Consider the following 23,378-nt stretch of genomic DNA (forward strand, 5'->3'; position numbering starts at 1 on the left):
TCGCACGCCCTGCCCGGTGGCGGCTCCGGCCGCGATAGTGGCCGTTCGTCCACGGACACGGCCCCGGGGAGGATCGCGGTGAGGAAGAGGCGGGACACGGCGGCGCCCGAGGTGTCGGAGTCGGAGCAGCTGCTGTTCGGGGGGCCGCTCCGCTACGACATGGGCTGGAACCAGCACCGGGACGCCTTCCTGGAGCTGGACTTCCGCGCCATGATGACCCGGCTGCCCGGCATGCTCGCGTCCAGCCTGCGGCTGGCCCGGCAGGCGGACGCCAGGGCCACGCGGATCGTGCTGGTCTCGCAGGTGGGCGTAGGAGTGGCCCAGGCGGTGAGCCTGCTCGCCGTGAACAGCGTGCTGGGCCGGCTGATCGGCACCGGCACCATCGAGGAACGGCTGCGCAGCGCCGCGCCCGCCCTGGTGATCATGTCCGCCGTCCTGTTCGTGGCCGCCCTGCTGCGCGCGGCGTCCACGTACGCCACCGGCCGTCTGGAGCCCAAGGTCGAGCGGGTGGCGACCGAGATGTACCTGGAGCGGGCCGCGGCCGTCGAGCTCGCCGCGATCGAGGACCACGCCTTCCACAAGCTGCTGGACACCGCGCAGTACGGCGCCTCCTCGGCCCGCCGCATGATCATGTACGGCACGCGGGTGGTGAACGCGATGATCTCGCTGGTCACCGCCGCCGGTGTGCTGACCGTGCTCCATCCGGCACTGCTCCCGCTGCTGATCACGATGACGATCCCGAGCGCCTGGGGCGCGCTGACCAATGCCCGGCGCCGCTACGAGTCGTTCCACACCTGGGTACAGCACGCCCGAGCCGGGCACCTGATCAGCGCCCTGCTCACCGAGCCGGAGGCGGCGCCGGAGATCCGCGTGCACGGGGTGGGACCGTTCCTGCTGCGGCACTACCGGGCGATGTCGGAGACCGCGGAGGCGGAGCAGGCCCGGCTGGCCCGGCTCGCGGCCCGGACGGGTCTGATCGCGGCGGCGTGGACCGGCCTCGCCACCGTCGCCACGTACGCGACACTGGGCGGCCTGCTGCTGAGCGGCGCGATGGCCCTGTCGGTGGCCGGTACGGCGGTGATCGCGATCCGCAGTGGCTCGGCGAGCCTCAACACCCTCGTGCTGGAGATCAACACCCTGCACGAGGAGGCGCTGTTCGTGGGCGACCTGGAACGGCTGTACGTCGAGGCCGCCGAACGGGCGATCCCGGTCGGCGGCGACCCTCTCCCCGAGGACCCCCAGGAGATCCGCTTCGAGAACGTCACCTTCGCCTATCCCAGCGACCATCCGGATGATGCCGCCCGCCGTCCCGCCCTGGACGACGTCACGCTCACCCTCCCCCTCGGCCGGATCGTCGCCCTGGTCGGCGAGAACGGTTCCGGCAAGACCACCCTGGTCAAGCTGCTGGCCGGGCTGTACCAGCCGGACCACGGCCGCATCCTGTGGGACGGCGTCGACGCGGCCCGGGCCGACCGGCACCGGCTCGCCGAGCGCATCGCCATGGTCGCCCAGGACTTCAAGCGCTGGCCGTTCACCGCCAAGGTCAACGTGGCCGTCGGCCGCTCGTCGGCGCCGCTCACCGACGAACGGCTGGCCGCGTCGGTCACGGAGGCGGGCGCGGAGGAGGTGGTGCAGGATCTGCCGCGCGGCCTGGACACCCTGCTGGCCCGCAACTTCAGCGGCGGGCACGAGCTGTCCGGCGGCCAGTGGCAGCGGCTGGGCATCGCGCGGGCCGCCTACCGGCGCGGTCACATCCTGATCGTGGACGAGCCGACGGCCGCCCTGGACGCCCGGGCCGAGCTGGAGGTCTTCGAGAAGATCCGCGCGCTGGCGGGCAACGGGCAGACCGTCGTACTGATCACCCACCGACTGGCGTCGGTCCGCCACGCCGACCTGGTGCACGTGCTCGACCAGGGCCGGGTGGTGGAGTCGGGCACCCCCGACGAGCTCCTGGCGAGCGGCGGGGTCTACGCGGAGCTGTACGCGCTCCAGGCGGACCAGTTCACGGCGAAGCTGCCGGTCCGCAAGGCCGGCTAGCCGCCAAGACCGGTCAGCCGTCGAGGCGACTAGCTCTCGACACCGCCGGTGCCGCGCACGATGACCAGGAACGTGTCCGTGGCCAGATCCATCACGACCTCGGCGGGCAGCCCTTCCAGCCGCCGCGCCTGCGCGAACTCCTCCGCAGGCCATGATCCTCTCGGTCCGCCTGCGGGAAAGCCTTCGAGCACGGTTCGCCCGTTCACCATCCTGCACCTCCAGAAAAGCGTCGTACTTGTAGGAGTTAACGCTCTGGAGAACGCGAATGGCTCGCCCGGTGACACTACTGAGACATAGCCGACACGCCGTCGGGGCGGACGGTGAGGGTCCGTTGACTTTCGGCCACTGTCGTGACCGGGTGTGTCAGTCCTCGTACTCGTCGTGATAGCGGACCCGGTCGCTGCCCTCCGGCACCCGGCCGAGGGCCGTCAGGTCGAGCAGGGAGGTGGTCGGGCCGAGTCCGTCGAGGCCGCCGTCGTACACCGAGTAGGTGTGGAAGACCCGGTCGTGCTCGCGCAGGAAGCAGCTGAGCCCGGGCCGTTCGACCGGTTCGTCGTCCACGACGATGGTCGCCTCGAAGTCACGGTTGAAGTCGCGGCCGGAGTCGTTGTGGCAGGACGAGTACCAGGGCACCGCCCAGCCCATCCGTGCCTTGAACGGCAGGATCCTGGTGAACGGCGCCCGGGAGACCACCGCGAACGAGGTGCCGCGCGCCCGCAGATGGGCGAGGTGGCCGATCTGGTCCAGGAAGGCGGCGCAGCCGGGACAGCCGGCCTCCCACTCCGGGGCGAACATGTAGTGGTGGACGACCAGTTGGGCCCGCCCGTCGAAGAGGTCCAGCAGGGTCGCCTTGCCGTCGCCGCCCTCGAAGACGTACTCGGCGTCCACCTCGACCATGGGCAGCCGGCGCCGTTCGGCGCCGAGCGCGTCCCGCGCCCGCGTGAGCGCCTCCTCCTTGCGCAGTAACTCCGCGCGCGCGGCACGCCACCGCTCACGCGAGACGATCTCCGGAAGCGACATGGGCCCTCCTGTACAACGGTCGGTTCCGGGTGGTGACCGTGGGAGGGAAGAGAACTCATCGGTGCGGCCGAAGATTTTTTCCGCACCTTCACCGCCTTCACGCGGCGACCGGCATCCGGGGCACCACGAGCCCGAGCCGCTGCCCGTCCCGCTCCAACTCGGCAGCCAGGTGTTCGAGTTGGCGGGTGTGCCGGGCGGTGAGCCGCCCCGTCTCGTCGAGATGCACGGCACACGCGGTGGTGGTGTCCACGAGCCGTTCGAGTACGGCGGCCACGGCGTCCGTGCCCTCGGTGTGCCGGGCGAGGGCGGGGAGTTCGGCGGCGGCGACGGCGATGGCGGTGCGGGCCTCGGCGAGGGTGCGGTAGGCCTCGCGGCGCAGGGCCCAGCGTTCGCCACGGTCGGCGGACTCGCTCAGGACGTGGTCGAGATAGGCGTGCGCGGCCCGACCGGCCGCCGCGAGCCGGGCCCGTACCCCGCCGCCCCGCTTCCCCGCCATCGGCAGGTGCCCGACGATCAGTACGAGCGCGCAGGCCAGCAGCGTCTCGCCGATCCGGCTGACGGAGGCCTGCGGCTCGCCGCCGACCATGACCAGGGCGAGCACGAGGACGGTGACCACGGCCGTCTGGGCGCCGAAATGCCGAGTGGACACGGGGATGACCGCCCCGCAGACCGCGACCAGCGCGACGAGTCCCTCGGGCCGGGGCAGTACGGCGGCGAATCCCGCGAAGACGAGGGCACCGAGCACGGTTCCCGCGGCCCGGCACAGCACCCGCGAGGCGAGCGGCCCGAGGTCGGGCTTGACGAGGAAGACGGCGGTGGCGGGGAGCCAGTACCAGTGCTGGTGCTCGCCGTACCAGCGGGCGTGGTGCAGGGCCTGCGCGATGGCGGCGCTGGCCCCGAAGCAGAGGGCGACCCGCAGCCCGTACTCCCGTCCGCCGCTGCCCAGTGCGGCCCGCAGGATCTCCGTCGGGCCGCGGCGCCGGGCAGGCGGCCGCTGCTCCCCTCCCCCGGCCCGGTCGAAGGACTCGGCGGCACGCAGCAGGGCGTCGTCGAGGGCGCGCAGTGCGGGCGCGGAGCGGTGGGGCGCGGGCAGCGGGCCGGTACTGCCGTTGTCCCGTACGGCGGCGGCGAGCCGCCGGGGCCCCTCGGCCGCCCGCGCGGACACCGGCTCGCCGGACCAGGCGAGGGCGGTGGCCGCTTCGGCGAGGGGCAGGGCGGCGGCGTACTGCGCGTGCAGCCGGCGTTCGGCGGCGGAACTGGCGTACCGCCGCAACCGGGGCCCGGTCAGCGCGTCCTGGGCGTGGTCGAGCGCGGCGCTGAGGGCGGCGCGCCTGCGGCCCGCGGCCTCGCCGCCCACCGCGTCGAGCAGGTCGGCGACGGCGTCGTACACGGCGGCGACGGCGTCCCGCTCGCCGTCGAAGCGGAAGTCACCGGCGATCGCGCCGGGGGTGGGCAGGGCGAGCCGCAGCACGACCAGCCACCCGGCGCCGGCCAGGAAGGCGAGGGCCCGCTGCCAGCCCGCCTCGGCGACCGGCATTCCGGCGCCGATGGCGGCGGCGACCAGCAACTGGGTCGCGGCCCCGGAGGCGACGGGCCCGACGGCGCTCATTCCGCCGGCGACCAGCCCGAGCCCGGTGAGCAGCAGGGTGAGGGGTACGGCGGTGAGGTGCTCCCCGCCGTACGTCCCGACGAGCAGCCCCAGCGCCCCGGCCGCCGCGGGCACCCCGAGCCGCCGTACGGCGGACCGCCGGCTGCCCGGCCGGTCGTTGATCCCGGCGAGCATGGCGGCGATGGCCGCGACGACGCCGAGGGAGGTGCGGTGCAGCAGGACGGCGGCGAGCAGCAACGGCCCGGCGGCCAGCGCCCCTCTCGTCACGGCGCTCCAGGGCACGGGCCCGCGCTGGGCGCGCAGGGCGTGGGCGAGCCAGGGCGGCAGGGCGATACGACGGGACACGGGGCTCCTGTCCGGACGAGGGCGGGGTGTGCCTTCGGGCGACGGTGGCCGGGCTGGTGGTCTGTGTGTCCACCGTAGATCGTGTTCCGGTACGGAAAGGTGCGTTCGTATTTCGTGTGTGTGACAAGTACCCGGGAGAGCCGCGTTCTTTATGAACGCAATTCCCTGCCGGTCCGGTTCGGGGCGGAACGCGAGCGGGCCCGAGGGCGTAGCCTGCCCCCGGGCCCCGGAATGCCACCCATCGTCACACGCCGGCACACTTGAGAACCCGGGTCAGTCGTGAGGTCGTCGCGTCCTTCCTTTGGACCACCACGCATCGAGCTGCGCGGGCAGGACTTGAACCTGCATTTCGACGTGCTGGGGCCCGGGCCCGGTCGATCCGGCGATCGGCGGCGAATGCTGAGTCTGGAGCGAGAGTCTGAGATTCAACGCGGTCCGCGCCAGGTGCACTTCATGCACTGTGTGCCCTGTGGGTAAGACCGCTCTTCACGACAAGCCTCAGCTTCAGCTTTGCGCTCCTCGCGCACCCCGGCCGCAGGGGCCGGGGAGTCCGAAAGGCTATCCGAAGAGATAGCCGAACACGGCGTCCCCGACCCGCTGGTCGACGACGTCGGCGCCGTTCGCCTCCTCGCGGGCGAACTTGACGGCCTGCTGCAACTTCTCGAGCCGGTCGAGGAGTTCGTTGACGCGCCGCGCGGGCAGGGCACCCGAGAACTTCACGGTGGTCCAATACCCCACCGGAACGTCCTCGTAATACACCTCGACCTGGGCCGGATGTTTCTCGGTGGCCTCGGCCTTCACATGGTTGCGGGGCACCTTCTTGGTGCGGAGGGTCCGCACCGGTTCGGTCTTCCAGGCGTCGGTGGAGGGATCCTGCGCCCACGACTCGGAAGCGTCGAGCACAGGCAGCTTCCTCACAAAGGTATTGAGATCGACGAGCTGTTTCTCCAGGAACAGCAGATGGGCGACGGGCACGCCGGCGACCAGCACCCGCCCGTCCACCTTCACATCCGCCCTGGCCTCGCAGTTCGCCCAGTCCTTGGTGGCGGTCACGTCGAAGAGCCGCGTCAGCGTGGCCGAGGTCTCCCGCAGCACGTCCTCGGCCTTGACCTGAACCCGCGTGGACTCGGGCGGCAATTGCTCACCCTCCTCGTCCTTCGGCTGATAAGTCCGCGAGATACCGGCCAGCAAAGCGGGTTTCTGCAAACCCTGATGAGCTGCCGTCAGGTCCTGATGAGCCTTGGACTTGATGCCCTTCTCGACCGCGATGATCTGATTGAGTTTCGCCACGTGGAGGACGGTAGCAGCGGCAACTTGCCTATTCCCAAGTATTTTTCATGCCGGAAATTCAGGTGCGGGTGCCCGGTGCGGGCGTGGATGATCGGCAGGTTGCCCGTCGTCGACTCCAGGAGTGCCCGTGATCCAGCGCGTCACCGCCCCGGCTCTCTTCCCACCGCCCGGCTACTCCCACGTCTCCGTCGTCGAGGCCGGTACGAAGCTCGCGTTCCTCGCGGGCGCCGTTCCGCTGGACGGCGAGGGGAGGCTCGTCGGGGAGGGCGATCCGCCGCTGCAGGCCGCGCAGGTGATCTCGAATCTGCGGGAGCAGCTGCGCACCGTCGGCAGCGACCTGGAGCATGTGCTGTCGACCGACGTGTACGTCGTGAGCAGTGAGCCCGCGGTGCTGTCCAGCGTCTGGGAGGTCGTCGAGGCCTCCGGTCTCAGCGCCGGGCCGCACGCCTCGACGCTGGTCGGGGTCGCCTGCCTGGGCTATACCGGGCAACTGGTGGAGATCACGGCCACGGCCGTGGTACCCGAGGGGGCGCGGGCATGAACGCCGAGGTCGTACTGCGCCGTGCCGCCGGGCCGGATGCCGCCGGGGTCGCCGACGTCTGGCTGCGGTCGTTCGGCGCTGCCCTGCCCACCGTCGTCAGGCCGCGCTCGGACGACGAGGTGCGCGCGTACATCCGGGACGTCGTGGTGCCGGGGCGGGAGACGTGGGTCGCGGAGGCCGGCGGCCGGGTCGTGGGCATGATGGTGCTCGCGGGGGACCTGTTGTCGCAGTTGTACCTGGCTCCCGAGTGGCGGGGCCGTGGCATCGGTGACCGGTTCGTCGCTTTGGCCAAGGAGCGCTCGCCGCAGGGGCTCACGCTCTGGACCTTCCAGGTCAACAGGCCCGCCCACCGCTTCTACGAGCGGCACGGCTTCGTCGCCGTCGAGCACACGGACGGAAGCGGGAACGAGGAGCGGGAGCCGGATGTGCGGTACGTGTGGCGGCCCTGAGCCGGCCGCCGTCGCCCGGGGCCTGAGGCAAGAGGCCGAGAGACGCGGCGGCCGGCACAGGTCCGTTCGTCGTCGCCGGTCACGCGTGGACCCCCGCGAACGGGCCGCGCCGGTGGCCGCGGCGCGGTCCCAGGTGGTCACCGATGTTCGGGAAGACCGGCAGGACGGCGCGGTGATACGTGGAGTTGGTGACGCCGGCGAACGAGGCGTACCAGGCGCACCCGGCCGTGACCAGACCGAGCCAGCCGCCGGCCTTGATGGTGCCGGGCGACTGGGCGAACTCGCTGATGCACAGGACGATGAACGTGGCCGACAGGGTGACGAGCACGGCCGGCAGGGCTCCTGTGGTGCGGGTCGCGGCGACGGTCATGTGGACCGTGAAGATCGCGAAAGGCCGTGGCTCCGAAGGTGTTGCCCTTCCGGAACTCCCACGTGCTCGCGAGCAGTTGGGCGAGGCCGCCGTAGAAGAGGGCGAGCGGGCCGGGGTCCGCGACGGTCCCGGCGCCGGTTCCGGATTCGGTGGTCGGTGTGGTGGTGAACGATTCTCCTGTGATGTGCATCACAAGTATGTGAGACCGTGCCGGGCACCATCGAGGACACGGCGGTGCCGCGTGTCCCACGGGGTCCGTGGTCCCGGAGTCCACCCTTGTGCCCGCCACGACCGCCCTCGCCCCATTAACGGCCGCTCGCGCTACGGCCGCCCCGGTGCGGCCCCCCAGACCCGTCTCTTCACCAGCGGCTTCGGGTAGCTCCCCGCCCGGCTGGTCGTGAGTCCCAGTGTCACCAGCGACTCGGCCAGCTTCACCGCCGCGCCCACCCCGTCGACCACCGGCACCCCCAGCTTCTCCCCCACCGCCCGCTGCAGTCCCGTCATCCCGGCACAGCCGAGGACCAGCACCTCGGCGCCGGCGTCCCGGACCCGCTCGGCCGCCGCGAGGAACGCGGCCTCCGTGCGCCCGGGGTCGCCGGCGAGGTCGAGGACGCCGAGTCCGGTGCCGGCGACGGCGACGCAGTTGCGGGCCACCCCGGCGGTCTCCAGGCTGTCCTCGATCTGCCCGCGCGACCGCTCCAGGGTGGTGACGACGCCGTAGCGGCGGCCCAGCAGACAGGCCAGATGGGCCGCGGCCTCGGTGATGTCGACGACGGGTACGTCCACCAGCTCCCGCACGCCCTCGCGCCCGTGCTCACCGAAGCCGGCCAGGACCACCGCGTCGTACGGCGGGCCGTCGTACGACCGCAGCGCGTCCAGGACCGCCGCCGCCGACAGATAGCTGTCGAGCCAGCCCTCCGCCGACTCGGGGCCCCAGCCCGGGGTCAGCCCGGCCACGGCGGTGCCCGGGCCTGCGGCGGCCCGGGCACCTCGTACGATCTCCTCGGTCATCTCCTGCGTGGTGTTGCAGTTGGTGACGACGATCCGCACGTCTGTCAGACCTCCTCGGCGACGGCGACAGCGGCGGGGGCGGAGGCGCGGTCACCGCGGCACAGTGTCAGGTACAGGCCCGCGGCCAGTGCCGTACCGATGAACCAGGAGTACGGCGCCACGTCACTGAACGTCTTCACCAGCGCGAGCACGGCCGCGACCGCCGCCGAGGGCAGGAACGCCCACAGCGCCTTGGGGTTGACGCCCTTGCGGTAGTGGTACGGGGAGCCGGGGGCGGCGTTGAAGAGCTGCCTGACGTCCACCTGGCCGCGCTTGATCGCGTAGTAGTCGACCATGATCACCCCGAACAGCGGGCCCAGGAAGGCGCCGAGTCCGCCGAGGAAGTAGTTGACGACGGTGGGGTTGGAGAAGAGGTTCCAGGGGGTGACGACCAGCGCGGCGACGGTGCTGATCATGCCGCCGACCCGGAAGCTGATCTTCTGCGGCCAGACGTTGGCCAGGTCGTACGCCGGCGAGACGAAGTTGGCGACGATGTTGACGCCCATGGTGGCGACCGCGAAGGTCAGGGCCGCCACGACCAGGACCCAGGTGTTGCCGACCTTGGCGACGAGCTCCGCCGGGTCGGTGATGGCCTCGCCGAAGACCTCAAGGGAGCCTGCCGTGACGATGACGGAGACGACCACGAAGGCAGTGGAGTTGACCGGCAGACCCCAGAAGTTGCCGCGGCGCACGGTGCGGTAGTCGGGCGCGAAGCGGGAGAAGTCGCAGAAGTTGAGCATCAGCGTGCCGTAGGTGGCGAGGATCAGACCGATCGCGCCGAACCACTGCCGCCACTGCTCGCCGGTGGAGACCGGGTGCGGGGTGGAGGTGAGCGAGATGGTCCAGTGGGCCTTGGCCAGGATCCAGACCGCGAGGGCGATCATGACCAGCCAGATCGCCGGGCCGCAGAAGTCCTGGAACTTACGGATCGTCTCCATGCCCCGGCTGATGATCGCCGCCTGGATCAGCCAGAGCGAGACGAAGGAGATCCAGCCGAGCGTGTCCAGGCCGAGGAAGGAGCTCTCGGTCAGGGACTTCAGGCCCGGCCAGGCCGCCAGCAGCATCACGTTGACGGCGACGGACGCCAGATAGGTCTGGATGCCGTACCACATGATGGCGATCACGGCCCGGATGAGCGCCGGGATGTTGGCACCCCAGACGCCGAAGCTGATGCGGCTGACCACGGGGAACGGCACGCCGTGGCGCTGGCCGATCCGGCCCATCCAGTTCATGCCGACGTAGATGAGCACGAAGCCCACGAGGAGCGAGGTGAAGACCTGCCAGACGTTCATGCCGAGGACGAGCAGGCCGGCGGCGAAGGTGTAGTTGCCGAGGTTGTGGACGTCGGACATCCACATGGCGAAGAGGTCGAAGACCTTCCAGTTCCGCTGCTCGGCGGGGGCGAGGTCTTCGTTGGTGAGCCGGGGATCGGGGACGGACACGGGTGCGCCGGTGGCTTCGGCGCGGTCGGCGAGGGACACAGGGCCTCCTGGGAACCAACCGGTGTACCAGCTTTTGGTATACCAAACTGGGGTCATGGTGCTCCCGTCAAGCGTTCCGACCGATGTCCGTCCCGTTACGGCTCCGTAAAAGCCCCCCGGGTCGGCGAAAATGACCTCATGGGCTCCCCCACCACGAAGATCGAACCGTTGGGCGCGGTGCGCGAGCGCGTCCTCGCGACTCTGCGGCAGGACATCATCGCGGGGCGTCTGGGTCCCGGCGACCGGCTGGTGGAACGGGAGCTCGCCGAGCGGTTCGGGGTGTCCCGGGTACCGGTCCGGGAGGCGATCCGGGCTCTGGTCGCCGAGGGCTTCGTGCTCTTCGAGTCGGCGCGTCGTACGGTCGTGCGCCGGCTGACCCCGACCGACGTCAAGGAACTCTTCGAGCTGCGCGAGGCGTTGGAGGTGTACGCGGCCGGGCTGGCGGCGGCGCGGGCGACACCGGAGGCACTGGCCGAGCTGCGGGAGCTGCTCGACCGGGCGGCCACCGCGACCGAGGCGGACGACGCCGAGACCATCACCGACATCAACACCCGTTTCCACGACCGGATCCTGGCCCTGGCCGGCAACAGCCTGCTCATCTCGGTCATGGAACCGGTCGACGGCCGGCTGCGCTGGCTCACCCGGCGCAACGAGGAGTGGCCCCAGCTCCTCACCGAGCACCGCGAGTTGTACGACGCGATCGCCTCCGGCGACCCGGACCGCGCCCGCGCCCGCGCGCTCGGCCATGTCCAGGCCAACTACCGGTCGACGGTGCGGCACCTCTTCGGTGACGAAGCCGGCGCCTTCGGCGAGGATATCGGCGGTTAGCTGCGGAACCCACCATCCACAGGAACACCAGTTCGCACAGAAATCTCCTAGAGTTCTCCGCACCAGGGAAGATCGAAACGGATCCGAACGGACCGGACGGGGAGGGCATGACCATGGTGAGCAGACGGGGGCTGCTGAGCGGAGCGGCGCTGGTGGGGATCGGCGCGGTGGCCGGGACCGCGGCGGGTGCGGGGACCGCCGCCGCCGACGAGCCGCTGGACACGCCGTTCACCCCTCTCGGCACGCCGCATCTGGCCGAGGCCGAGCAGCTGGTGCGGTACCAGCGGCTGCTGGCGGCCGGCCATCTGGCGGCGGACCTGGCCGGACACTGGCCGCTGGACGGCTCCGGCGCCGACCGGTCCGGCCTGGAGCACCCGGTCACCTTGGGCTCCGGAGCGAGCTGGACCACTCTGCGGGCGGGCGGCGAGCTGAGCTTCGACGGCACCTCCGGGGCGTACGCCGCCACCGCGTCCGTCCTGGACACCACGGCCCCGTTCACGGTCACGGCCTGGGTCCGGCTGGCCGACGACGCCGCGCTCACGAACATGTACACGGCCGTGAGCCAGGACGGCAGCAGCGCCAGCCGCTTCCTGCTCCAGTACGACGACACGGCCGGGACCTGGGCGTTCAAGGTGCGCAGCGAGGACCAGAGCACCAAGGTCTCGGCGCTCGCCGCCACACCGGTGACCAGGACGGGCGTCTGGACCCATCTGGCAGGCGTCTGGGACGGCACCCGCGTCCAGCTCCATGTCGACGGCGTCCTGGAGGGCGGTGCCGACACCACCCTGTCCTGGGCCGCGACCCAGGGCCTCAGTATCGGCCGGGCCCGCTGGGACGGCGGTTACGTGAACCGCTTCAAGGGCGCGGTCGACGACGTCCGCGCCTACGGCCGTGCCCTCACCGCCGACGAGATCGCCCTGGTCAGCGGGCGGACGGCACGCGCGAACAACGTCTATCTGATGGACACGTCGGCGACCGTGGCCTGGGGCCGCCCGGACGACCTCGCCGGCTGGGTGGCCCGGGCCCGCTGCTCGTCCTTCGTCACGGCACTGCTCAAGCACACCTACGGCTGGGCGACCGACGCCTACTTCCTCCAGTACTTCCAGGAGAAGGGCCCGGAGGCCGCCGACTACTGCTCGGCGTTCCGGAACAACACCGCCGGCCCGCGCTTCCGCCGCATCCGCAAGGTCACCGATCTGCTGCCGGGCGATCTGATCGCCGTCGACTACAACGGGCAGGACCCGGAGAACACCGGCCACATCGTCATGGTCCGCGAGGTCAAGGGCGTCTTCAGCGGGGTCGCCGACTTCACCGGTGAGACGCAGTACGCCGTCGAGATCGTCGACTGCACCTCCGACCCGCACGGTGTATACGGCCTCAGCAACTACCCGACGTACCCGGACACCCGCATGGTCAGCAACGTGGCCGGCGAGAGCTTCCAGGGCGTCGGCATCGGCCACATGATGTTCTACGCCTCCGATGCCACCGGCGAGTTCTCCCGGTACCGCTGGAGCGTCAACTCCTCGGCGTCCACCGGAACCCACACGGTGGCCGACCGTCCGGTGGCCGCGGCCCGGATCGTCTGAGCCCCGCCCCGCCCCGCCTCTCACCCCAGCCCGGCCGCCTCCGCCGCCGTCCGCAGCACGTCACGGAGCATCTCGGGGGTGAGCCGGCCGGTGAAGGTGTTGCGCTGGCTGACATGGAAGCAGCCGAAGAGATCCAGGCCCCCGAGACCGACCCGGGTGCCGTGGGCGAAGGGCGGGCGGGGCCGGGGCACGGTCCAGCCCGCCTCCGCGAACGCCGGCAGCGCCGCCTGCCAGCCGAAGGCACCGAGTACGACGGCGGCGCGCACCGTCGGCCGCAGCAGCGTCAGCTCCTCGACCAGCCAGTGACGGCAGGTGTCACGCTCCTCGGGGGTCGGCTTGTTGGCGGGCGGGGCACAGTGCACCGGCGCGGTGATGCGCACGCCGTACAGCTCCAGGCCGTCGCCGGCGCTCACCGACGTCGGCTGCGAGGCAAGCCCGACGTCGTACAGCGCTTGGTACAGCACGTCACCGGATCGGTCGCCGGTGAACATCCGCCCGGTGCGGTTGCCGCCGTGCGCGGCCGGGGCAAGACCGATGATCAACAGGCGGGCGTCGGCGGGCCCGAAGCCGGGGACGGGCCGGCCCCAGTACGTCCACTCGGCGAACGCGGCGCGTTTGGTACGTGCCACGTCCTCCCGCCAGGCGACCAGGCGAGGACAGGCTCGGCAGCCGCTGACGCGGTCGTCCAGGTCGGCGAGGGGGGTGCGGTGCATGCCTCAACGGTAGGGCCGCGGTGCGGAGACCGTTCATGTGAGGGCTCGGCCGCGGGTCGGCTCCGGCCGCTCGCGCGGTTCCCCGCCCCCCTTTGAGGCGCGTTAAGGTCGGGGCATGTCTTCTCAGGACGTGAACGGCGGCGAAGAGCACGAGGGCGACGGTGCCGATGCCGGTGTCGGTGCCCCTGCCGCGGCCGAGCAGGCACCGGGTACGGAGGCCCCCGATCCCGCAGCCGTCGCCGCCGCGATCGCCGCCGCCGAGGCCGCCGCGCCGGCGCCCGGGGAGAGCGTGCGGATCGACAGCTGGATCTGGGCCGTGCGGCTGATCAAGACCCGCTCCATGGGGGCCACCGCGTGCCGGGGCGGACATGTCCAGCTGAACGGCGAGCGGGTCAAGCCCGCCCACTCCGTGCGCGTCGGTGACGAGGTGCGGCTGCGCCAGGAGGGGCGGGAGCGGATCGTCATCGTGAAGCGGCTGATCCGCAAGCGGGTCGGCGCCCCGGTGGCCGCCGTGTGCTACATCGACAACTCCCCGCCGCCTCCGCCTCGCGAGGCCACCGCCCCCATCGGGCTGCGCGACCGCGGCACCGGCCGCCCCACCAAGCGCGACCGCCGCGAACTGGAACGGCTCCGCGGCCTCGGCGGGACAGGCGGCATGGGCAGCATGGGCGGTAAGGGGCGGGCGAGAGGTGGGAACCCCGACGGACGGTGATCCAGCGGGACTCCACAGGGCTCGGTCCGCACCCGTTCACCGGGCGCTTCAGGCCCGTCGCCCTAGCAGCGCCCACAGCCGCGCGTTCTGTTCGCGTCGGGCCCGGGCGATCAGGGCCAGCGGCACGATCAGGATCAGCGGGGTCATCGCGTACTGACCGTGGAAGACGGTCAGCTGGACGATGAACGCGCCTACCATGAGCCCGCTGAGCGCCGTCGCCGCCACCGACTGCAGCACCGGTATCAACAGGGCCACGGCACCGGCCAGTTCGAGCGTGCCGATGGTGTACATGCCCGCGGTGCCCCAGCCGATCCTGTCGAAGGACTCCACGGCGGAGGGATGCGCGATCAGCTTGGGCAGCGCACTCGCGACGGCATAGAACAGGGCGAGCAGCACCTGCACCGTGCGCAGGGCGAGGCGGGCGGCACGGCGGCCACGAGGCGTCTCCCGCTCGGCGACGGCCGAGGTCACGGGGGCGGTGGAAGCGGCGTGGGCGACCGGAGCGGTGGTCTCGGACATGGGGTTCTCCTGGGGGAAGCGGTCCCTGTTGCTGTCACAGAGGCAGACCCGCCGCCGACGGAGAACTCATCGCCGCTGACCCGGATTTCCCGGGTTCCCCCCTGCCTGGTCGAACCGGCGCCGGGTCGCCTCGTCGGCCGGCAGGAAAGTCTCCAGACGCAGCCCCTCCAGGGCGGCGTCGGTGGCGGTGCTGAGCGTTGCGGAGGTGCTGAAGAACCGGAGCCGGGTGCCGTCCACATCGATTTCGAGAGTGACCACCGGTCCCGTGACGGGGGTGTCCGCGTCGGAAGGGTCGAGGTACCCGGTGATCTCCACGGCCAGCTCATGAAGACGCTGGTCATGGCTGCGTTCGGCACGGTGGCGCACCTGCTGCAGCAGATGGCCGCACCACTCCGCGCGGTTACCGATCCGGGCGGCCAGCCCGTCCGGATGCAGGCAGACCCGGACCACGTTGACCGGCGGCTCCAGCAGCTCCGGCGCACAACCGGTCAGCAGCCGATCAACGGCGGCATTGGCGTCGACGATGTCCCAGTGCTCGTCCAACAGCAGCGCGGGATACGGCAAGTGGGCGTCGAGGAGCCGGCGCAGGCCGTCCATCACGACCGCGATCGCCGCGTCGTCCAACTGATGATCCTGATAGCGCGCCGCGTAGCCGGCCGCCAGCAGGAGCCGGTTGCGATCACGCAGCGGTACGTCCAGGTTGTCGGAGAGATGCATGATCATCTCCGGTGACGGGTGTGCCTTGCCGGTCTCCACCCGGCTCAGGTGCCGGGTGGAGACCCGTGACCGGTTGGACAACTCCTGCTGGCTGAACCGGCGTCGTTCACGCCAGGTCCGCAACAGTGCACCGACCGGGGGGACTTCGGCTGCAACGCTCATGCCCGTGAGTCTAGGAGGCCGTGTCCGGGGTGCCATGACCTGTGAGGTCATGGATCGGACGCCCCGCCCGGGTCAGGATTCGGGACATCAGCCGATCGAGACGAACGGGAGAGACGAACATGAAGGACATCGTCGAGAAGTACCTGGCCACCTGGAACGCGAGCGGTGACGACCGGGCGGCGTTGATCTCCGAGCACTGGGCGCCCGAGGCCACCTACACCGATCCGATGGCCGAGATCTCCGGCCATGACGGGATCGCCGCGATCGTCGACGGCGTCCAGGCGCAGTTCCCGGGGTTCGTGTTCACCCAGGTCGGTGAGGCCGACGCCCACCATCGCCAGGTGCGGTTCCGCTGGGGCCTGGGTCCGGAGGGAGCCGAGCCGCTGGTGATCGGATTCGACGTCCTGGTGCTGGACGAGTCGGGGCGGATCCAGGACGTGCGCGGTTTCCTGGACAAGGTGCCGGCGTGACGGCACGCAAACCCTGTCGCTGAGTCGTCGGCGGCCGGCGACGTCGCCTGCTCGTGTGCGGCCGGTGTCACGAACTCGGGCCAGGACCCCTGGGCCCGCTAGTCCGTCGGCACCGCCCGCACCCATGTGCCGTCCTCGGTGAGGTACTCGGTCACCTCCAGTCCCGCCTCCGCGAGCGCGTCCTCGAACTGTTCCTTGCTGAGCGGCCGGGCCAGGAAGGTCTGGGTCCAGGTCGCGTCCGGGAACTCGTACTCCGCGCGGACCGAGTTCACCCCGTCCCCGACGGGCTCGGCCGACACGATCCGGACGGTGTAGCCGCTGGGGTCGACCCGCTCCCTCGGGACCTTCGCGTGGTAGTCCGCACCCTCCCGCTGGATGAGCACGCAGCCGCCGTCCGCCACGTGCGCCGCGCAGGTCCGCAGCATGGCCCTGCGCACTTCCACGTCCCCGGTGTGCACCAGGAAGGACGCGAACATCACCACGTCGAACTTCTCACCCAGGTCGAGCCCTTCGATGGTGCTGCGTATCGTGCGCGCCCCGCGCACGCGCTCCAGCATCTCCGCCGACTCGTCCACCGCCGTGACCGTGAATCCGCGCTCCACGAGCGGGTGCGTCATGCGGCCCACACCGCTGCCCAGCTCCAGGATGCGGGCACCGGCCGGGACCGCCGCCTCGATGATGTCCGGCTCGTCCCCGACGGTCAGCCGCGAGTAGAGCTCGACCGCGCAACCGTCCGGGGTGATCGCCCCGGGACCCGTACCCTCATACCCCTCACGCATTTCAACCGTCATGCCCGAACAACGGCCCGTCGCCGCACCGCCGTTCCCGCACCTCGACGATTCACTCGTTCGAGCTGTTCGAAGTCCGACGGGAACTTTTCGGCAGCCGGGCGCAGTTGACGGTTGTCACCGGTCCCACGGGAACCATCCGTGCCCGACATACCAGTGGCCGCCCGCCCGCAGGTGGTCGCCGACCACCCGCTCCACCGACGTCCGCCGGGGCAGGTCCCGTACTGGCAGGTCCGGGTCGCCGAAGACGAAGCCGACCGGTGTGGTGTCGGACGGCTCCGGATCCTCCCACCCGGGCCGGAACCGCTCCTGGAAGCGGACGACGTTGGAGGTCGCCGGGAGGTGCCGCCGCAGCTGCGGATCGAGCAGCCAGGAGTGGCAGGTCGCGACGGCGTGGGGCTCTTCGGGGAAGTGCCGGGCGAAGAACTCCCGGGCGTATTCCACGGAGCGGTCACAGGCAACGGGGGTGAGCGGCCCGCGGAAGTCGGGAATGTGCAGGTCCAGGGAGGGCTCGCCGCCGGTCACGTCGGTTCCCGACGCCCTGATCGCCTCTGCCGTGCGCTCGCCGAGCCCCGTCCGCTCGTACTGCAGGCGTCCCAGCTGGTAGAGCCGACCGCAGAAGTGGCGGGTGAGCCAGTGGCCCTGGCGCGCAGCGAGCCCACCGCTGCCGAAGCGTCTGCGGTGCAGCGCCATGGTGCGGCCGAGGTCGGCGAGCGTGTGGCGGGAGACGTCGTCGGGGATGCCGCGCGCCCGGTGCACCGCGCGCGCGTGTGGCACCGCCGCGAGGAAGACGTACACGAGGAAGTACTCGCCCAGCGCGGCCGGAGCCTGGGCGGCCCGGTCACCGAGCCCGGCCGGGTCGTCCACCTCCCGCACGGCACCGGTGACGTCCTCGGCGCCCTCTTCCAGCAGCCGCCGGAGCCCCGGGTCGGCGGCCACGGTCCGCCGCAGGGCCACCACCTCGTTGATGTCCTCGTGCGGTACCGCGAGGTCGAGGAGCAGGTCGGGCAGGTCGTCGGCGTCCGGCAGCACGGCGGGGTCCCCCTTGGTGAAAGTCCGGTCGAAGAGTACGTTGCAGGAAGGAGTGGTGATCCGGGATGCGTACAGGCAGTGAACCGGCGACCGCGCGCAGTGCGCTGCGAGCGCGGTTGTGGCTGAGCGTGTGGGGGATGGCCTGGGCGATCTTCGGCACGGCGGCGTTCGCGCTGGTCGGGCGGCCGGGCTGGGCGGCCGCCTGCGGGGTGCTCTGGCTGGTGGCCACCGTCGACATGGCCGTGATCATCAGGCACCTCCGGCAGGGCCCGCACTATCAGCCGGGCCGGGACGTGCCGCCGTACCGGCCCGCGGACACCCGCCCGCCACCGTACCGGCGCCCGCCGCAGCACGGTCACCCGTGAGGGAGCATCCGCTCACACGGCACCGGCTCGCGCGCCGCCGGCTCACGCGCTGCTGTCGAAGCGGGCCGCCTTCAGGTACTCCGGGTTCGGGTCCAGGGCGGCCGCCAGCCGGAAGTGGCGTATCGCGAGGTCGGCGCGCGCCTGGCGCTCGTAGGTACGCGCGAGCGCGAAGTGGGCGAACGCGTTGTCCGGCTCACGCTCCAGGACGATGGTGAACTCCAGCTCGGCGGGGCGCAGTTGGGCGGCAGCGAAGAAGGCACGCGCGCGCAGCAGCCGGGCGGCGGTGTTCTCGGGGTGCGCGGCGATGACTCCGTCGAGCAGTTTCACCGCACCCCGCGGGTCCCGGGCGTTGAGCAGTTGCTCGGCGGCACGGAAGTCGATGACATGCGTCTCCGGAGTACGTCCGGTCGAACCGCTGGTCTCGGGCACGGCAAAGTCCTTCCCTCACTGAAGCGGTTCAACGCCCGGACAGGTGCCCGCTATTTCGAAGACGCGTTCCGCTCGTTCGAACCGGCCGCCCGGGCCCGCCGCACGAGGTCGGCCCACACCTCCTCGACGCGGCTGCGGAGCGCGTCCAGGGGGACGTCGTTGTCGATCACGATGTCCGCGATCTGCAGGCGCTTCTCGCGCGTCGCCTGCGCGGCCATGCGGGCGCGGGCGTCCTCCTCCGTCATGCCCCGCAGCCGGGTCAGCCGGTCCAGCTGGGTCTCGGGAGCGGCGTCCACGACGACCACCAGGTCGTAGAGCGGGGCGAGGCTGTTCTCCGCGAGGAGCGGGACGTCGTGGACCACCACCGCGTCGGCGGCGGCCGCGCTCTCCAGCTCGCGGGAGCGGGTCCCGACGAGGGGGTGCACGATCGAGTTCAGTACGGCGAGTCTCGCGGGGTCGGCGAAGACGATCGAGCCGAGCTTCGGCCGGTCCAGACTGCCGTCGGCGGCCAGCACCTCCGGGCCGAAGGCCTCGGCGACGGCGGCCAGACCGGGGGTGCCGGGCGCGACGACCTCACGCGCGATGCGGTCCGAGTCGATCAGCACCGCGCCATGCCCGACGAGCAGCCGGAACACCTCGCTCTTGCCGGCGCCGATGCCGCCGGTGAGGCCAACTTTCAGCATGCCCCGAAGCTTAGGCCCTGCCACCGACACCAGCCGTGACGGGGCCCGGCCGCCGCCCCCGCCCAGAGGCGCCGCCCCGGCCCAAGGGCTCGCCATCCCCGGCCAAGGGCTCCCCCCGGCCAGGGCTTGGCGCCCGGCCGGTGCGGGCCGCGTGCGCCCGGAGGGGCGTCAGCTGTCGCCCTCCCGCTCCGCGAGGAAGCGCTCGAACTCAAGGCCGATCTCGTCGGCCGAAGGGATCTCCACCGGCTCGGCGAGCATGTTGCCCCGGGTCTCGGCGCCCGCGGCCGCGTCGTACTGGTGCTCAAGACCCTGCACGAGGGCGGTGAGCTCCTCGTCGCCCTCCTGGATCTGGCTGTCGATCTCGGTCTGGGTGCGGTGCGCGTCCGTGCGCAGGGCGTGCGCGATGCTCGGCAGGACCAGGCCGGTGGCGCCCGTGACCGCCTCCAGGACGGTCAGGGCGGCGTCCGGGTAGGGCGAGCGGGCGATGTAGTGCGGCACGTGCGCGGCGACGCCCAGGACGTCGTGGCCGGCCTCCATGAGGCGGAATTCGAGCAGCGCCTCGGCGCTGCCGGGCACCTGGGCCTCGTCGAAGGGGCTGCGGTGTCCGGGGACCAGGTCGGTGCGGTTGCCGTGCGGGGTGAGGCCGACGGGCCGGGTGTGCGGGACGCCCATGGGGATGCCGTGGAAGTTCACGGACAGGCGGACGCCGAGCCGCTCCACGATCTGCTGCACGGCGGCGGCGAAGCGCTCCCACTCGACGTCGGGCTCGGGACCGGACAGCAGCAGGAACGGCGCGCCAGTGGCGTCCTGGACCAGCAGGACCTCGATGCCGGGCTCCTCGTACTCGGTCCAGCGGTCCCGCTTGAAGGTCAGCAGCGGGCGGCGGGCCCGGTAGTCCACGAGCCGGTCGTGGTCGAAGCGGGCGACGACCTGGTGGGGCAGCGAGTCGAGGAGCCGGTCGACGATCTGGTCGCCGGTCTCACCCGCGTCGATGTATCCGTCGAAGTGGTAGAGCATGACAAGACCGGCCGACTCCTGGGCCAGCGCCATGTCGACGACTGCCAGGCCCTTCGGCTCCCATGCGTACAAACCCTGCGGATCAAGCACTGTGACCGCTCCTCCTCGTGTTCGTACGGGTCAACGCGGCACTGACCACAGGCATTCCCACCGACACGCTGAACAGGCGCCTCTCACCGCCTTCTCATGCCCGGAGAGGGCGCACGCGTGGAGTGCCGTGACGCACCTGGGTGCCGTACCCGTTTCGATCGGCGGCCACCCCAACTCCCCCGAAGGACAAGAAACAACAAGCGGACAGCACTGAGGGCCCGCACCTCGAAAGGTACGGGCCCTCAGCTGTCGGCTAAGCCCAGCGGCTGGGGTTGCCTCCTCTGGGGGAGATCAGCTCTGGCCGCCCGCGAGCTTCTCGCGCAGCGCGGCCAGCGCCTCGTCCGAGGCCAGCGCACCGGAGGTGTCGGCGCCCTCGGAGGAGTACGAACCGCCACCGGCGGCCGGAGCCGCACCCGCGGCGTCGCCGCCCTCGGCAGCGGCAGCGGCGTCGGCCTCGCGGCTCTTGATGACCTGCTGCTGGTGCTGCTCGAAGCGCTGCTGCGCCTCGGCGTACTGGTGCTCCCACGCCTCGCGCTGGGTCTCGTAACCTTCGAGCCAGTCGTTGGTCTCGGGGTCGAAGCCCTCGGGGTAGATGTAGTTGCCCTGGTCGTCGTAGGACGCGGCCATGCCGTACAGGGTCGGGTCGAACTCGACCGTGGCCGGGTCGGCGCCGAAGGCCTCGTTGGCCTGCTTCAGCGAGAGGCTGATGCGGCGGCGCTCAAGGTCGATGTCGATGACCTTGACGAAGATCTCGTCGTTGACCTGGACGACCTGCTCCGGGATCTCCACGTGGCGCTCGGCCAGCTCGGAGATGTGGACCAGACCCTCGATGCCCTCGTCGACGCGGACGAACGCACCGAACGGAACCAGCTTCGTGACCTTGCCGGGCACGACCTGGCCGATCTGGTGGGTGCGGGCGAACTGCTGCCACGGGTCTTCCTGGGTCGCCTTCAGCGACAGGGAGACGCGCTCGCGGTCCATGTCGACGTCGAGGACCTCGACCGTGACCTCCTGGCCGACCTCGACGACCTCGGAGGGGTGGTCGATGTGCTTCCAGGACAGCTCGGAGACGTGGACCAGACCGTCGACGCCACCCAGGTCCACGAAGGCACCGAAGTTGACGATCGACGAGACCACACCGGAACGGACCTGACCCTTCTGGAGGGTCGTGAGGAACGTCTGGCGGACCTCGGACTGGGTCTGCTCCAGCCAGGCACGGCGGGACAGGACCACGTTGTTGCGGTTCTTGTCCAGCTCGATGATCTTGGCCTCAAGCTCCTTGCCGACGTACGGCTGGAGGTCGCGCACGCGGCGCATCTCAACCAGGGAGGCCGGGAGGAAGCCACGGAGGCCGATGTCGAGGATGAGACCACCCTTGACGACCTCGATGACGGTACCGGTGACGATGCCGTCCTCTTCCTTGATCTTCTCGATGGTGCCCCAGGCACGCTCGTACTGGGCGCGCTTCTTCGAGAGGATCAGGCGGCCTTCCTTGTCCTCCTTCTGGAGAACAAGGGCTTCGATCTCGTCACCGACGGCGACGACCTCGTTGGGGTCGACGTCGTGCTTGATCGAGAGCTCGCGGCTCGGGATGACACCTTCGGTCTTGTAACCGATATCGAGCAGGACCTCGTCCCGGTCGACCTTCACGATGACGCCGTCGACGATGTCGCCGTCGTTGAAGTACTTGATCGTCTCGTCGATCGCGGCGAGGAATGCTTCCTCGTTACCGATGTCGTTGACCGCTACCTGCGGGGTGGTGGCGGTGGTCTCGGTGCTGCTCGTCATGTGAGAAAGGGCTCCGGTACGGACATTGAAGTCGTAGGTACTGCTTACGCCGGGAGCCTGTTTCGCTCTGTAGAAGCCGGACAGCCTAGGAAGCGCCACCCGAAAACACCGGTGACGCCTCGACAACCGAGGGGACATACAACAGATGCGAGCGCAGCCTGCTACGTCTGAGGTGCGCAGGCCCGCAGCGCAACTTGTAGCATACGGGGGCAGCCGGGCAGGGTCAATGCGCGAAGGCGCACACCCGGGGCGGATCGCCGCATACCCGGCACAAGAAACGTCCCATCAGGCCACGCACGCCTGTGAGACCCCCTCCGTGACACACCCCTGACGGGTTGCACGGAAGAGTACGACGAGGGAGCCGATCATCCAAGAGCCCGATTCGTTCGACCTCGAAGGGGCCGGTGCGACGACCGGCACCGAGGCCGAACCGGAAGCCACCCGGCGTGCCGCCGGGGTCGTGGAGAGCAGCCGCGCCAACCGGGGCTGGTGGGACCGCAACGCCGACGACTACCAGATCGAGCACGGCACGTTCCTCGGCGACGGCCGTTTCGTGTGGGGTCCCGAGGGCCTCGACGAGATGGAGGCGGAGCTGCTCGGCCCGCCGGAGGAGCTGAAGGGCAAGGACGTCCTGGAGATCGGCGCCGGCGCGGCCCAGTGCTCACGCTGGCTGGCCGCCCAGGGCGCCCGGCCCGTCGCCCTGGACCTCTCGCACCGCCAGCTCCAGCACGCGCTCCGCATCGGCGGATCGTTTCCCCTGGTCTGCGCCGACGCGGGCGCGCTGCCCTTCGCGGACGCCGCCTTCGACCTGGTGTGCTCGGCGTACGGAGCGCTTCCCTTCGTCGCGGATCCGCGCCTGGTGCTGCGCGAGGTGCGGCGGGTGCTGCGGCCGGGCGGACGGTTCGTCTTCTCGGTGACGCACCCGATCCGCTGGGCGTTCCCCGACGAGCCCGGCCCCGAAGGGCTCTCGGTCTCCGCCTCCTACTTCGACCGGACGCCGTACGTCGAGCAGGACGAGGACGGCCACGCGGTGTACGTCGAGCACCACCGCACGCTCGGCGACCGGGTCCGGGACATCGCCTCCTCGGGTTTCCGGCTCGTCGATCTGGTGGAGCCGGAGTGGCCGCTCTGGAACACCTCCGAATGGGGCGGCTGGTCCCCGCTGCGGGGCGGTCTCATCCCGGGCACGGCGATCTTCGTGTGCGAGCGGGACTGAGCCTCGGCCAGGGCCGACTGCCGAATGAGGACCGCGCGCGCGTACGAGGCACTTGCGGCCGCGTACGACAC

Annotated in this window: 24 protein-coding genes and 1 pseudogene; 9 read left to right on the forward strand and 16 right to left on the reverse strand. The window is 71.1% G+C overall.

Annotation, left to right across the window (positions count from 1 at the left end):
- Positions 1 to 159: 159 nt before the first annotated feature.
- Positions 160 to 2,037 (forward strand): ABC transporter ATP-binding protein, encoded by a 1,878-nt coding sequence (locus tag OHB00_RS13560; RefSeq protein WP_406445763.1) that lies wholly within the window; start codon positions 160 to 162, stop codon positions 2,035 to 2,037.
- Between the two features lie 29 nt (positions 2,038 to 2,066).
- On the opposite strand, the gene OHB00_RS13565 is transcribed toward OHB00_RS13560, so the two are convergent.
- The 4 genes from OHB00_RS13565 to OHB00_RS13580 all read right to left on the reverse strand — a co-directional run bounded on the left by OHB00_RS13565 (position 2,067) and on the right by OHB00_RS13580 (position 6,301).
- Positions 2,067 to 2,246: a hypothetical protein gene (locus OHB00_RS13565; protein ID WP_406434610.1), complete on the reverse strand. Its 180-nt coding sequence runs from the start codon at positions 2,244 to 2,246 to the stop codon at positions 2,067 to 2,069.
- A gap of 154 nt (positions 2,247 to 2,400) precedes the next feature.
- Positions 2,401 to 3,057 (reverse strand): DUF899 domain-containing protein, encoded by a 657-nt coding sequence (locus OHB00_RS13570; RefSeq protein WP_406434612.1) that lies wholly within the window; start codon positions 3,055 to 3,057, stop codon positions 2,401 to 2,403.
- A 97-nt stretch (positions 3,058 to 3,154) separates the two neighbouring features.
- On the reverse strand, positions 3,155 to 5,011 hold the full coding sequence (locus OHB00_RS13575) for an FUSC family protein (RefSeq protein ID WP_406434614.1): 1,857 nt from the start codon (positions 5,009 to 5,011) through the stop codon (positions 3,155 to 3,157).
- A 558-nt stretch (positions 5,012 to 5,569) separates the two neighbouring features.
- On the reverse strand, positions 5,570 to 6,301 hold the full coding sequence (locus tag OHB00_RS13580; protein ID WP_406434616.1) for a hypothetical protein: 732 nt from the start codon (positions 6,299 to 6,301) through the stop codon (positions 5,570 to 5,572).
- 127 nt (positions 6,302 to 6,428) lie between these two features.
- Here OHB00_RS13580 and OHB00_RS13585 point away from each other — a divergent pair, with 127 nt between their 5' ends.
- Together OHB00_RS13585 and OHB00_RS13590 are read left to right on the forward strand one after the other, a co-directional pair.
- Positions 6,429 to 6,842 carry a RidA family protein gene (locus OHB00_RS13585; protein ID WP_406434618.1) on the forward strand — a complete coding sequence of 138 codons (414 nt, stop codon included), beginning with the start codon at positions 6,429 to 6,431 and terminating at the stop codon, positions 6,840 to 6,842.
- Positions 6,839 to 7,291: a GNAT family N-acetyltransferase gene (locus tag OHB00_RS13590; protein WP_406434620.1), complete on the forward strand. Its 453-nt coding sequence runs from the start codon at positions 6,839 to 6,841 to the stop codon at positions 7,289 to 7,291. The genes OHB00_RS13585 and OHB00_RS13590 overlap by 4 nt, the downstream gene beginning before the upstream one ends.
- A gap of 79 nt (positions 7,292 to 7,370) precedes the next feature.
- Here OHB00_RS13590 and OHB00_RS13595 read toward each other — a convergent pair.
- The 3 genes and pseudogenes from OHB00_RS13595 to OHB00_RS13605 all read right to left on the reverse strand — a co-directional run bounded on the left by OHB00_RS13595 (position 7,371) and on the right by OHB00_RS13605 (position 10,192).
- Positions 7,371 to 7,851 (reverse strand): annotated as a pseudogene (locus tag OHB00_RS13595) (acetate uptake transporter family protein).
- Between the two features lie 131 nt (positions 7,852 to 7,982).
- Complete coding sequence (locus tag OHB00_RS13600; RefSeq protein WP_406434622.1) at positions 7,983 to 8,711, reverse strand: aspartate/glutamate racemase family protein; 729 nt, start codon at positions 8,709 to 8,711, stop codon at positions 7,983 to 7,985.
- 5 nt (positions 8,712 to 8,716) lie between these two features.
- A complete protein-coding gene (locus OHB00_RS13605) occupies positions 8,717 to 10,192 on the reverse strand; it encodes an NCS1 family nucleobase:cation symporter-1 (protein ID WP_406434624.1) in 1,476 nt (491 codons plus the stop codon).
- A 138-nt stretch (positions 10,193 to 10,330) separates the two neighbouring features.
- On the opposite strand from OHB00_RS13605, the gene OHB00_RS13610 reads away from it, so the two are divergent.
- Together OHB00_RS13610 and OHB00_RS13615 are read left to right on the forward strand one after the other, a co-directional pair.
- A complete protein-coding gene (locus OHB00_RS13610) occupies positions 10,331 to 11,020 on the forward strand; it encodes a GntR family transcriptional regulator (RefSeq protein ID WP_406434626.1) in 690 nt (229 codons plus the stop codon).
- A 113-nt stretch (positions 11,021 to 11,133) separates the two neighbouring features.
- Positions 11,134 to 12,606: a LamG domain-containing protein gene (locus OHB00_RS13615; protein WP_406434627.1), complete on the forward strand. Its 1,473-nt coding sequence runs from the start codon at positions 11,134 to 11,136 to the stop codon at positions 12,604 to 12,606.
- Positions 12,607 to 12,626: 20 nt separating this feature from the next.
- On the opposite strand, the gene OHB00_RS13620 is transcribed toward OHB00_RS13615, so the two are convergent.
- Positions 12,627 to 13,319: a uracil-DNA glycosylase gene (locus OHB00_RS13620; protein ID WP_406434629.1), complete on the reverse strand. Its 693-nt coding sequence runs from the start codon at positions 13,317 to 13,319 to the stop codon at positions 12,627 to 12,629.
- 115 nt (positions 13,320 to 13,434) lie between these two features.
- Here OHB00_RS13620 and OHB00_RS13625 point away from each other — a divergent pair, with 115 nt between their 5' ends.
- A complete protein-coding gene (locus OHB00_RS13625) occupies positions 13,435 to 14,031 on the forward strand; it encodes an RNA-binding S4 domain-containing protein (RefSeq protein ID WP_406434631.1) in 597 nt (198 codons plus the stop codon).
- Between the two features lie 48 nt (positions 14,032 to 14,079).
- On the opposite strand, the gene OHB00_RS13630 is transcribed toward OHB00_RS13625, so the two are convergent.
- Complete coding sequence (locus tag OHB00_RS13630; protein ID WP_406434633.1) at positions 14,080 to 14,550, reverse strand: DoxX family protein; 471 nt, start codon at positions 14,548 to 14,550, stop codon at positions 14,080 to 14,082.
- Positions 14,551 to 14,616: 66 nt separating this feature from the next.
- The gene (locus OHB00_RS13635) at positions 14,617 to 15,429 is read right to left on the reverse strand and encodes a helix-turn-helix domain-containing protein (protein WP_406434635.1); all 813 of its coding nucleotides are present in this window, start codon (positions 15,427 to 15,429) and stop codon (positions 14,617 to 14,619) included.
- A gap of 119 nt (positions 15,430 to 15,548) precedes the next feature.
- On the opposite strand from OHB00_RS13635, the gene OHB00_RS13640 reads away from it, so the two are divergent.
- Positions 15,549 to 15,899 carry a nuclear transport factor 2 family protein gene (locus tag OHB00_RS13640; RefSeq protein ID WP_406434637.1) on the forward strand — a complete coding sequence of 117 codons (351 nt, stop codon included), beginning with the start codon at positions 15,549 to 15,551 and terminating at the stop codon, positions 15,897 to 15,899.
- A gap of 98 nt (positions 15,900 to 15,997) precedes the next feature.
- Here the strand turns inward: OHB00_RS13640 and OHB00_RS13645 are convergent, their stop codons facing one another.
- Together OHB00_RS13645 and OHB00_RS13650 are read right to left on the reverse strand one after the other, a co-directional pair.
- Positions 15,998 to 16,678, reverse strand: a complete 681-nt coding sequence (locus tag OHB00_RS13645) for a class I SAM-dependent methyltransferase (protein ID WP_406434639.1) — start codon at positions 16,676 to 16,678, stop codon at positions 15,998 to 16,000.
- A gap of 126 nt (positions 16,679 to 16,804) precedes the next feature.
- Positions 16,805 to 17,719: an acyltransferase domain-containing protein gene (locus OHB00_RS13650; protein ID WP_406434641.1), complete on the reverse strand. Its 915-nt coding sequence runs from the start codon at positions 17,717 to 17,719 to the stop codon at positions 16,805 to 16,807.
- A 65-nt stretch (positions 17,720 to 17,784) separates the two neighbouring features.
- On the opposite strand from OHB00_RS13650, the gene OHB00_RS13655 reads away from it, so the two are divergent.
- Positions 17,785 to 18,084: a DUF6343 family protein gene (locus tag OHB00_RS13655; RefSeq protein WP_406434643.1), complete on the forward strand. Its 300-nt coding sequence runs from the start codon at positions 17,785 to 17,787 to the stop codon at positions 18,082 to 18,084.
- Positions 18,085 to 18,126: 42 nt separating this feature from the next.
- On the opposite strand, the gene OHB00_RS13660 is transcribed toward OHB00_RS13655, so the two are convergent.
- From OHB00_RS13660 to rpsA, 4 genes are all read right to left on the reverse strand, one after another.
- Complete coding sequence (locus OHB00_RS13660) at positions 18,127 to 18,513, reverse strand: tetratricopeptide repeat protein (protein ID WP_406434646.1); 387 nt, start codon at positions 18,511 to 18,513, stop codon at positions 18,127 to 18,129.
- A 50-nt stretch (positions 18,514 to 18,563) separates the two neighbouring features.
- Positions 18,564 to 19,196: a dephospho-CoA kinase gene (coaE, locus tag OHB00_RS13665; RefSeq protein ID WP_406434648.1), complete on the reverse strand. Its 633-nt coding sequence runs from the start codon at positions 19,194 to 19,196 to the stop codon at positions 18,564 to 18,566.
- Positions 19,197 to 19,364: 168 nt separating this feature from the next.
- Positions 19,365 to 20,303, reverse strand: coding sequence for a PAC2 family protein (locus OHB00_RS13670; protein WP_406434651.1), 939 nt, complete (start codon positions 20,301 to 20,303; stop codon positions 19,365 to 19,367).
- A 291-nt stretch (positions 20,304 to 20,594) separates the two neighbouring features.
- On the reverse strand, positions 20,595 to 22,091 hold the full coding sequence (rpsA, locus tag OHB00_RS13675; RefSeq protein ID WP_046729628.1) for a 30S ribosomal protein S1: 1,497 nt from the start codon (positions 22,089 to 22,091) through the stop codon (positions 20,595 to 20,597).
- Positions 22,092 to 22,458: 367 nt separating this feature from the next.
- On the opposite strand from rpsA, the gene OHB00_RS13680 reads away from it, so the two are divergent.
- Entirely contained in the window at positions 22,459 to 23,307 is an 849-nt protein-coding gene (locus tag OHB00_RS13680) for a class I SAM-dependent methyltransferase (protein ID WP_406445764.1), read from the forward strand.
- The last annotated feature ends 71 nt before the right edge of the window (positions 23,308 to 23,378 follow it).

It is taken from the genome of Streptomyces sp. NBC_00631 (genome assembly GCF_045206895.1).
Lineage (GTDB): Bacteria > Actinomycetota > Actinomycetes > Streptomycetales > Streptomycetaceae > Streptomyces.

Coding starts and splice junctions, on each gene's coding strand:
- OHB00_RS13560 (WP_406445763.1), top strand. CDS start 160: ATGGGCTGGAACCAGCACCGGGACGCCTTCCTGGAGCTGGACTTCCGC.
- OHB00_RS13565 (WP_406434610.1), bottom strand. CDS start 2,246: ATGGTGAACGGGCGAACCGTGCTCGAAGGCTTTCCCGCAGGCGGACCG.
- OHB00_RS13570 (WP_406434612.1), bottom strand. CDS start 3,057: ATGTCGCTTCCGGAGATCGTCTCGCGTGAGCGGTGGCGTGCCGCGCGC.
- OHB00_RS13590 (WP_406434620.1), top strand. CDS start 6,839: ATGAACGCCGAGGTCGTACTGCGCCGTGCCGCCGGGCCGGATGCCGCC.
- OHB00_RS13610 (WP_406434626.1), top strand. CDS start 10,331: ATGGGCTCCCCCACCACGAAGATCGAACCGTTGGGCGCGGTGCGCGAG.
- OHB00_RS13615 (WP_406434627.1), top strand. CDS start 11,134: ATGGTGAGCAGACGGGGGCTGCTGAGCGGAGCGGCGCTGGTGGGGATC.
- OHB00_RS13620 (WP_406434629.1), bottom strand. CDS start 13,319: ATGCACCGCACCCCCCTCGCCGACCTGGACGACCGCGTCAGCGGCTGC.
- OHB00_RS13625 (WP_406434631.1), top strand. CDS start 13,435: ATGTCTTCTCAGGACGTGAACGGCGGCGAAGAGCACGAGGGCGACGGT.
- OHB00_RS13630 (WP_406434633.1), bottom strand. CDS start 14,550: ATGTCCGAGACCACCGCTCCGGTCGCCCACGCCGCTTCCACCGCCCCC.
- OHB00_RS13635 (WP_406434635.1), bottom strand. CDS start 15,429: ATGAGCGTTGCAGCCGAAGTCCCCCCGGTCGGTGCACTGTTGCGGACC.
- OHB00_RS13640 (WP_406434637.1), top strand. CDS start 15,549: ATGAAGGACATCGTCGAGAAGTACCTGGCCACCTGGAACGCGAGCGGT.
- OHB00_RS13645 (WP_406434639.1), bottom strand. CDS start 16,678: ATGCGTGAGGGGTATGAGGGTACGGGTCCCGGGGCGATCACCCCGGAC.
- OHB00_RS13655 (WP_406434643.1), top strand. CDS start 17,785: ATGCGTACAGGCAGTGAACCGGCGACCGCGCGCAGTGCGCTGCGAGCG.
- coaE (WP_406434648.1), bottom strand. CDS start 19,196: ATGCTGAAAGTTGGCCTCACCGGCGGCATCGGCGCCGGCAAGAGCGAG.
- rpsA (WP_046729628.1), bottom strand. CDS start 22,091: ATGACGAGCAGCACCGAGACCACCGCCACCACCCCGCAGGTAGCGGTC.